At 71.6% G+C, this 6,537-nt stretch carries 7 protein-coding genes; 4 read left to right on the top strand and 3 right to left on the bottom strand.

The window, feature by feature from the left end; translation table 11 throughout:
• Positions 1 to 411: 411 nt before the first annotated feature.
• Positions 412 to 600: a hypothetical protein gene (locus KIH73_RS09915; RefSeq protein WP_219083070.1), complete on the top strand. Its 189-nt coding sequence runs from the start codon at positions 412 to 414 to the stop codon at positions 598 to 600.
• 149 nt (positions 601 to 749) lie between these two features.
• Here the strand turns inward: KIH73_RS09915 and KIH73_RS09910 are convergent, their stop codons facing one another.
• The 3 genes from KIH73_RS09910 to KIH73_RS09900 are packed head-to-tail and all read right to left on the bottom strand — an operon-like array spanning position 750 to position 2,593.
• Positions 750 to 1,928, bottom strand: a complete 1,179-nt coding sequence (locus tag KIH73_RS09910; RefSeq protein WP_219083068.1) for a sensor histidine kinase — start codon at positions 1,926 to 1,928, stop codon at positions 750 to 752.
• Positions 1,925 to 2,416, bottom strand: coding sequence for a response regulator (locus KIH73_RS09905; protein ID WP_274608178.1), 492 nt, complete (start codon positions 2,414 to 2,416; stop codon positions 1,925 to 1,927). Before KIH73_RS09905 ends, KIH73_RS09910 begins: the two co-directional genes overlap by 4 nt.
• A 12-nt stretch (positions 2,417 to 2,428) precedes the next feature.
• Positions 2,429 to 2,593 (bottom strand): hypothetical protein, encoded by a 165-nt coding sequence (locus KIH73_RS09900; RefSeq protein ID WP_219083065.1) that lies wholly within the window; start codon positions 2,591 to 2,593, stop codon positions 2,429 to 2,431.
• A gap of 118 nt (positions 2,594 to 2,711) precedes the next feature.
• Between KIH73_RS09900 and KIH73_RS09895 the strand changes: the two genes are divergently transcribed.
• The 3 genes from KIH73_RS09895 to KIH73_RS09885 all read left to right on the top strand — a co-directional run bounded on the left by KIH73_RS09895 (position 2,712) and on the right by KIH73_RS09885 (position 6,431).
• Entirely contained in the window at positions 2,712 to 3,296 is a 585-nt protein-coding gene (locus KIH73_RS09895) for a LemA family protein (RefSeq protein WP_219083064.1), read from the top strand.
• A 34-nt stretch (positions 3,297 to 3,330) separates the two neighbouring features.
• Entirely contained in the window at positions 3,331 to 5,499 is a 2,169-nt protein-coding gene (locus KIH73_RS09890) for a DUF2207 domain-containing protein (RefSeq protein WP_219083063.1), read from the top strand.
• A 65-nt stretch (positions 5,500 to 5,564) separates the two neighbouring features.
• A complete protein-coding gene (locus KIH73_RS09885) occupies positions 5,565 to 6,431 on the top strand; it encodes an aldo/keto reductase (RefSeq protein WP_219083062.1) in 867 nt (288 codons plus the stop codon).
• Positions 6,432 to 6,537: the final 106 nt, after the last annotated feature.

Raw genomic sequence — 6,537 nt, 5'->3', positions numbered from 1 at the left:
CGACCAGCCACTCGACCCCACCCGCAACTACCAACCCATCATCCCCCACCCCAACCGTCAACCATGACCCAGGACAGAAGTAAACCATGCCCCAAGACACCCGACAACCATGCCCCAAGACATTACAAATCCTGTCGTGCCGGTCCCGGACTGTTCCGTACCGTACCGTGGTATGGTACGGAATTCTGAGCCTTGGAATTCCGCCTTTTCTGATTGGCTACTGTACCGTACCGTGGTACGGAATCTTCAAACGGGCGCTGGCGGGATTGCGTACCGTACCACCGGGTGATTGTGGCGCCGCCCGACACCCCTGCAGGAATTTTCTGCAGAAAACTGCAGATGACGTTGACAAGATTTCGCCGAAGGTCGACCCTTGAACGAGATTATTGAGTTTGAGGGGAAGGTTTCTTTATGAAGGGTGCGGGCGGGGTGCCGCGCAAGGTGGGACGCGCGGCGGTGTGTCTGGTCGCGGCCGCGTCGCTGTGGTGCGCCGCGCTGCCGTCCACGGCGATGGCGAGCACCATCGACGAGGAATCGGCGCGGCGTTCGGCTTCGGCCCGGATCACCTGCCCCACGTGGCTGCAGTGGCTGTGCGGCTGAGGGGCGCCGCACGCGGTTCCGCCGACGCATGATCCGCATGACTCCGCAACGCCATCGACGCCGATGGCGTTTTTCATATGCGCACGCCTGGCATGCTTGGCACGCCTGGCGCGCCTGGCATGTCCGGCGCGTTCATCCCGCCCGCCGCATCAGCGGTCGCACGGGATGACGATGGCCAGCGTCCAGTCGTCGCCCTCCTCGGCCTCCCAGGTGCCGCCCATCGCGGCGATCCGCGCGCGGTAGCGCGCCAATCCGGTGTTCATGCCGGAGACCGAATCGGGGGAGCGGCGGTCGGTGAGCGTGATGTGTAGCTGCGCGGGCGTGGCGGAGATCGTCATCGTGTACCCGCCGTCGGCGTCGGCATGCTGCGCGATGTTCGCGAACAGCTCGCGCACCAGCCGCAGCACCATGCGGGCGCGCTCGTCCGAGCAGTTCGCCAGCGGATGCTCGGCGACCAGCACCGACCCCTCGAACCCGTACGCCTCCAGCAGCTCGCGCTGCTCGTCGATCAGCTCCATCAGACGCCGCTCCGGCAGCGGGTCGTCGGTTCCGGCGCCGCGGCCGGTCTCCTCGCCGTCGCCCTCCAGCGCCGCGATCACCATGCGGGTCTGCTTGAGCGCGTCGATGGCGGTGGTCCGGATGCGCTCCACGGTGCGCCGTTCGGGATCGTCCGGCTGGGTGAGCGCCAGGTCGGCGAGCATGATGATGTCGTTGAGGTCGTTCGTCGTGTAGTCGTGCAGGTAGTGCGCGATCTCGGCGTTGTAGGCCATGCGCTCGGCCCGCCTCGTCTGCCGCTCCCGCTGCTCGCGCCAGCGCATCGCGATGCCGGCGGCGAAGGCGAGCACGCAGAACACGGTGAAGGAGACCGCGCCGCCGCCCCGCATCGCCGAATCGGCGTGCAGCAGCGCGTCGGCCGCCGCGCCGCACGCCGTCGCCGCCGCGGCGGCGAGACCGGCGGCGGTGCCGCCGTACGACAGCAGCCCGATGCCCAGGAACGCGGAGAACAGCACCGTGAACGGGCAGTGCGCGCTGACCACCGACGCCACGCAGCACAGCGCGACGACCAGGACGGCGCCGGCCCTCGGCCTGGCCAGCATGAGCAGCAGCCCGGCCAGCTGCACCACCAGCATGCCGACGCCGAACACGGCCTCGTGCGGCGGGACGCCGCCGCGCAGGGTGGAGGCGGTCTCGGCCACGCTCAGGGTCGCGGTGACGGCCACGGCCACCGCCAGCCATGCGCGCGTGACCCGTCCCAGCCACGAGCGCACCGCCGCTGCGCCGCGCGTCCGCCGGCCCCCGTCCGCGCGCCCCGGTGCCGTCCCGGTCATGCGATGTGCAGCTCCCGGCACCGGTCGAGCACGTCGTGCCATTCGCCGGTGCCCAGCTTGTTCTTGATGTTGCGCCGGTGCGAGAACACGGTGTCGGGCGAGACGCGCAGCTCCGCGGCGATCTGCCTGGGGGACATGTGGCCCAGGCTGAGGGTGACGATGCGCCGTTCGGTGGCGGTCAGCCGCACCGCATCGTCGACGGCGGGGCGCGGCGCGGGATCGGCGACGCCGGCGAACCCGCCGTCCGCTGGGTACGGCTCCCCGTCGGCGACCGCGGCGATGGCGTCGGCCAGCGTGGCGCGCAGCGTGCTCTTGTCGAGCAGCGCCTGGGCCCCGGCGCGCATCAGCGCCCGCTCGTAGATCCGCGGCTCGTACGAGGTGATGCCGATGATGCCGGTGCGCGGCGAATGCCGGCGGATCTCGCCGGCGACCTGCGCGCCGGTCAGGCCGTTGAGCGCCATGTCGACGAGCACGATGTCGGTGCGCAGGGTACCGAACCGTCACTCCTGGATGGCCTGGGCCGGCTTGGAGCACGCCCACACGTCGGGCGCGTGCTCGCCGCAGGCCTGCCGGACCATGGCGACGATGCATTCGAGCGCGCACAGGTCGTTGTCCAGCACGCCGATGCGCAGCCGGTGCCGGATGGGATGCGTCGTCCCGCTCATTCGTACCCCTTTCGCTGTTCCGACTATATACCGTGCCCGCCGCCGCGGCGCGCCCCCGAAGCGGAGGCGGGCGCGGGCCGCGTATGAGACAATGGACGGACCATACGAAAGGGGATCCATGAACACCGGCACCATCGCGGCCATCGTGGCCGTCGTCATCGTCGTCGTCATCGTCGTCTGGGCGATCGCCTCCTACAACTCCCTGATCTCGCTGCGCAACCGTGTCCGGAACGGCTGGGCGCAGATCGACGTGCAGCTCAAGCAGCGCGCCGACCTGGTGCCGAACCTCGTCGAGACGGTCAAAGGCTACGCCGGGCACGAGTCCGAGGTGTTCACCCGGGTCACGCAGGCGCGCGCCGGCGCCGTCGCCGCGGCCGGCGACCCGAACGCCACGCCGGCGCAGCGCTCCGCCGCCGAGAACCGGCTCGGCCGGGCGCTGGCCCAGCTCAACGCCACCGCCGAGGCGTACCCGCAGCTGCAGGCCAACCGCAGCTTCATGGACCTGCAGGGCCAGCTCTCCCAGCTGGAGCAGAAGATCGCGTACGCCCGCCAGTTCTACAACGACGTGGTGCTCAAGTACAACACGGCCATCGAAACGGTGCCCACGAACATCGTCGCCGGCATGTTCCGCTTCACCCAGGCCCAGTACTTCGAGGCGGAGGAGACGGCGCGCCAGGCGCCGCAGGTGAGCTTCGCCAGGTAGGCCGCGGCCGGCCGGCGGGCGGAAAGGAGTGGACATGACCGTGAAGCGCGCGGCATTCGCGGCGGTGGCGGCCGCCGTCTGCACGGCGGTCATCGCCGCGCTGGTCTGCCTGGTCGTCGTGTTCGGCGGCGACGGGGCCGACATGAGCTACCGGTCGCTGGACTACGAGGTCCAGGTGCTCGACGACGGCGACCTGGCCATCACCCAGCACATCGACGTGCGCCTCGACGACCGCGGCGACGACGACGCGGAGCGGCCGTGGAAGCAGCTGTACCAGCAGTACCGGCTCAACCCCGACAACCTCACGGCGATCAGCGGCGTCGGCGTCGTCAACGCGACCACCGGCCGGACGTACGCGCAGACCGACCCGCGCACGCCCGACGGCATCGGCGACGCCGAGTGGGACGCCGACTACGCGAACCGCTGGTACATCGCCGACGTGACCGACGGCGACCCGAGGCCCTACGAGCCCGGCACGACCCCGGCGGACGCGACCGTCGAGATCGGGTGGAACATCCCGGCCACCATCGAGGCCGACAGCATCCGGTTCGACGTCACGATGACCTTCGAGGGTGTGTCCACCGCCTACGACGACGTGGTGAGCCTGCAATGGGAGCCGTTCGGCGCGGCCAACCGGATGCCCATCGGCGTCGTCACCGGCACGGTGCGCTTCCCCGACGGCGTATCCGCCGACGACTCGTGGGCCTGGCTGCACTACGCCGGCGCCTCCGAGACCTCGCGCGACGGCGCCGAACTGCGCTTCACGGCCTACGACGTGCGCGCCGGCCAGCACCTCGACGTGGTGGCCATGTTCGACGCCTCGGCCGCCGGCGACGTCGCCCGGGTGGCCGACGGCGAAGCCGCCGACCGCATCATCGCCGACGAGACCGCGCAGGAGGCCGCCTGGCGCGACCGGCAGCACGACGCCGCGGTGCGCCGCGTCGTCGTCTGGGCGCTGCTGGCGCTCGCCGGCGTCGCGCTCATCGTCTGGGGCCTGCTCGCCGCGGTGCGCAGCAACCGCGAGGCGCGCTACCACGGCGACGTCGTCTACTGGCGCGACCCGCCCGAGATGAGCCCGGCCAGCGCGGCCCGCCTGATGGAGGTCGTCGAGCCGGGCGCCGGCACGGCGCTCAACGCGCGGCAGCTGTCGGCGACCGTGCTGTCGCTGGCCTCCAAGAAGGCGATCATGCTCCGGCCCGGGCCGTCGTCGCTGTACGCCGCGCCGGGCGGCGACGCTCCGGCCGTGGTGGCCTCGCGGCTGTCCGGCGACCCGGCGCTGCGCAAGCGGATGGACGCGACGATGAGCGTCACGATCCTGCCCGTGTGCTCGTCCGACCGCGCCTCGCTGAACCTCAGCCAGTCCGAGGACGCGGCGCTCGCCCTGCTCGAGACCGCGGCGCGCCGCCACGGCGCCGCCACCTTCGACTTCGACGACATGAAGCGGGCGTTCACCGACTACGAGGACGGCCACACGCTCCAGGAGGCCTTCGAGACCGCGGCGTCCAACGAGTTCGCCCTGCTCGGCGCGACCCGCACGGTCGGCGGCCAGGCGCTCGCCGCCGGGCTGCTGGGCCTGCTCGTCGGGCTGGCCGCGCTGGTCTACTCCGGCTCGCAGGGCCAGCTCGCCGTGGCGCTGGTCCTGGGGTGCCCGATCCTGTTCGGCTCGCTGACCGTGCTGTTCGCGATGCGCCGCACCGGCCTGACCGACGACCCCGGCCAGCGCTGCGCCGGCCAGGTCGTCGGCCTGAAGCGCTACCTCGAGGACTTCAGCGACTTCACCGAACGCGGCGTGGCCGACCTGACGCTCTGGGACCGCTATCTGGTGTACGCGACGGCGTTCGGCATCAGCGACAAGGCCGTCGCGCAGCTCGCCAAGGCCCACCCCGAGCTCACCGACCCGGCGTGGCTGGACTCGTATGCCTCCGGCACGCTGCTGTACTGGGCCTACCGACCCTACTGGTGGTACGCCGGCGCATGGCCGCAGCACGGCTCCGCGTCCGCGGGCCCGCTTGCCGACCCGTCGGCGTTCTCCGCGGGATTCGGCGACATCGGCGCCCGGCTCGACGCCGGGTTCGCGGACATCGCCTCGACGATCCAGGCGGCTGCCCCGCACGGCTCGGGCGGCTCCGGCGGCTCGTTCTCCGGCGGCGGCTTCGGCGGCTCCGCCGGTGGATCGGGCGGCGGCTCGTTCGGCGGGCGCTGACGGGCCGCCGCGGCCGATTCGCGACTACCATCGATTCCGAACACACCGAACCGTAAGGAGCAACCATGGCACTGCACCGCAGCATCGGACCGTTCGACACCACGGCCATCGGCCTGGGGGAGATGGGCCTGACCATCGAGGGGCACCCGAGCCACGAGAAGGGGCTGGAGACCATCCACGCCGCGCTCGACGCCGGCTGCCGCATGATCGACACCGCCTGGTCGTACTACGCGCCGGGCGAGGACGAGCAGACCGGCGAGCGGCTGACCCGCGAGGCGCTGGAAAGCTGGCACGGCCCGCGCGACGAGGTGCTCGTGGCCACCAAGGTCGGCCTGCGCCGCGACTTCGACGCGGACGGCAGGCCGATCTGGCCGCGCGACGGCAGGCCCGAGCACGTCATCGCCTACGGCAAGCAGTCCGCGATGGCCCTCGGCGTCGATGCGATCGACCTGCTGTACATGCACCGCCACGACCCCGAGGTGCCCTACGGCGAGTCCATCGAGGGCATCAGGGCCCTGCTCGACGAGGGCGTGGCCCGCTGGGCCGGCGTCTCCAACGTGACGGTCGAGCAGCTCGACATCGCGCGCTCGATCCTGGGCGACCGGCTCGTCGCGGTGCAGAACCAGTTCTCGCCGATCCACCGCGAGACCCGCGACACGCTCGAGTACTGCGCGCGGCTCGGCCTGGCCTTCGTGTGCTGGAGCCCGCTCGGCGGCTTCCGCCACCCCTACGACGAGCACCTGTTCGACCCGTTCCGGCGGATCGCGGCCGAGCGCGGCGTCAGCTACCAGCGCGTCACGCTGGCCTGGGAGCTCGCGCAGGGCGACCACATGTTCGTGATCCCCGGCTGCCACCGCCCCGAGACCTTCCTCGACTCGTTCGCCGCCGACGGCCTCGAGCTCACCGAGGACGAGCTCGCGCGGCTGAACTGACCGCCGTCACCGGCCGCCCGGCCTTCCGCACGGGTCCGGTCCGTCCGCGCCGCGCGGGCGGGCCGTCCGCCCGGCCGCGGTCCGCGTCATCCGGGCCGCCCGGCCA

Source organism: Bifidobacterium phasiani (assembly GCF_019331775.1).
Classification (GTDB): domain Bacteria; phylum Actinomycetota; class Actinomycetes; order Actinomycetales; family Bifidobacteriaceae; genus Bifidobacterium; species Bifidobacterium phasiani.
Note: the sequence above shows the minus strand (reverse complement) of the source record. Positions and strands in the feature narration are given on the sequence as shown.

Excerpts from the sequence above, each read along its gene's own strand:
- KIH73_RS09900 (WP_219083065.1), bottom strand. The coding sequence starts at position 2,593 with ATGAGCGGGACGACGCATCCCATCCGGCACCGGCTGCGCATCGGCGTG.
- KIH73_RS09890 (WP_219083063.1), top strand. The coding sequence starts at position 3,331 with ATGACCGTGAAGCGCGCGGCATTCGCGGCGGTGGCGGCCGCCGTCTGC.
- KIH73_RS09915 (WP_219083070.1), top strand. The coding sequence starts at position 412 with ATGAAGGGTGCGGGCGGGGTGCCGCGCAAGGTGGGACGCGCGGCGGTG.
- KIH73_RS09885 (WP_219083062.1), top strand. The coding sequence starts at position 5,565 with ATGGCACTGCACCGCAGCATCGGACCGTTCGACACCACGGCCATCGGC.
- KIH73_RS09895 (WP_219083064.1), top strand. The coding sequence starts at position 2,712 with ATGAACACCGGCACCATCGCGGCCATCGTGGCCGTCGTCATCGTCGTC.
- KIH73_RS09910 (WP_219083068.1), bottom strand. The coding sequence starts at position 1,928 with ATGACCGGGACGGCACCGGGGCGCGCGGACGGGGGCCGGCGGACGCGC.